This is a genomic window from Nocardia sp. NPDC058497 (assembly GCF_042720195.1).
Lineage (GTDB): Bacteria > Actinomycetota > Actinomycetes > Mycobacteriales > Mycobacteriaceae > Nocardia.
The window spans coordinates 1-1,684 of record NZ_JBHXMY010000887.1; the positions used below are offsets into that span (position 1 = coordinate 1).

The 1,684-nt window shown below is 70.4% G+C and carries 2 protein-coding genes; both read left to right on the forward strand.

All coding sequences use genetic code 11. The annotated features are described in order from the left end of the window. Position 1 precedes the first annotated feature (1 nt). The gene (locus ACFWPJ_RS32135; RefSeq protein ID WP_378857190.1) at positions 2–826 is read left to right on the forward strand and encodes an ABC transporter ATP-binding protein; all 825 of its coding nucleotides are present in this window, start codon (positions 2–4) and stop codon (positions 824–826) included. Further along, on the forward strand, positions 823–1,684 hold an 862-nt coding region (locus ACFWPJ_RS32140), incomplete at its 3' end, for an ABC transporter substrate-binding protein (RefSeq protein ID WP_378857192.1). The genes ACFWPJ_RS32135 and ACFWPJ_RS32140, both read left to right, overlap by 4 nt.

Genomic DNA, 1,684 nt, shown 5'->3' on the forward strand with positions numbered 1-1,684 from the left:
TGTGGACCACGCTCGGCTCGGTCGTGGGGGGGGGGGGGGCCGGGCGCGGCCGGGGGGGGGGGGGGGGGTCGAGCTGACGTGTTCTGTAGGCAGCCGGAATATCGTTGTCGGCGCGGACTTTTCGATCGAGCCGGGCGAGACCGTGGGCATTGTCGGGCCCAACGGCAGTGGCAAGACGACACTGCTGCGGACGCTGGCCGGTATTCGGAAGCCCGCGCGGGGACTGGTGCTCATCGACGGTCAGGTTCTGCACGACCTGCGTCCGCGCCAACGCGCGACGACCGTCGCGCTGGTCGCACAGGACGAGAGTCCCTCCGCCGACATGCTCGTAGGCGAGGTGGTCGCGTTGGGGCTGACCCCCTATCTGCCGCCGTGGGGACTCGGCGCACCGCGGGAACGTCAGCAGGTCTTGGAAGCGCTCGCCGCGGTCGACCTCGCTGGTTTCGCCGATCGTCCGGTGCAGCAGTTGTCGGGCGGTGAACGTCAGCGCGTGCTGCTGGCTCGTGCGCTGCTGCAGGACACCCCGGTCCTGCTCCTCGACGAGCCGACCAATCACCTCGACGTCACCCACCAGCTCGAGCTCCTCGGCATGGTGCGCGGATTGCGCCGCACCGTCGTCGCCGCCCTGCACGATCTGTCGCTGGCCGACCGCTACTGCGATCGGATCATCGTGCTGCACAACGGCTCCGCCCGACCACCGGCTCCGCCCGCGCAAGCACTGACACCCGAGGTCCTCGCCGAGGTGTTCGGTGTCGACGCGGCCCGCGTCAAGCATCCGGCGACCGGCGAAGACCACCTGTTGATCACCCCGCGAAAGGCGCGATGATGAAGAACCCCGGCCGGATCCTGGCCACCACCGCACTCGCCGCCGTCCTGGCGGCCTGCACCGGCACCACCGCAGACCCCGCGTCGACGATCACCGTGCGCAACTGCGGCAAGGACACTCCATTCCCCGCGCCGGCGCAACGGCTGTTCGTCAACGACGGCAACCTCATCTCGATGGTCCTCGCCCTCGGCGCGCAGGACCAGGTGGCCGCCGTGTCGAGCATCCAGCGCGACGCCGACACCTTGCGCAAGCACTACGGCACCGCCGTCGTCGACGGGCTGAAATCCGTCGCCCCCGAATACCCGTCCCGCGAAACCGTGCTCGCGCAGCGCCCGGACGTCATGGTGGCCGGCTGGAGCTACGGCTACGACGAGGCGAGCAACCTCACCCCCGCCTCCCTGCAGAAGGACGGCGTCGCGGCCTACATTCTCACCGAGAGCTGCCGCCAGCAGGACGGCGCCGCCGCGCGCGGCACGGTCGAACCGTGGACCGCGCTGCGCACCGACCTGACCGACCTGGGCGCGATCACCGGCCACCCCGACCGCGCGGCGGAGGTCACCGCCGACCTCGACAGCAGGCTCGCTGCCCTGTCCGCGGCACCGAAACCGGCGAAGGCGCCGACCGTCTTCCTGTTCGACAGCGGCACCGACACCATCTACTCCAGCGGGAAATTCGGTGCGCCGCAGGCGATCCTCGAAGCCGCGGGCGCCCGCAACATCCTCGACGACGTCGCCGACACCTGGACCAAGGTCTCCTGGGAGCGGCTCGCCGCCGCCGACCCGGACGCCATCATGTTCGTCGACTATCCCGGGCAGTCCTACGCCCAGAAGGTCGAGCTGCTGCGCACCAAACCTGGCA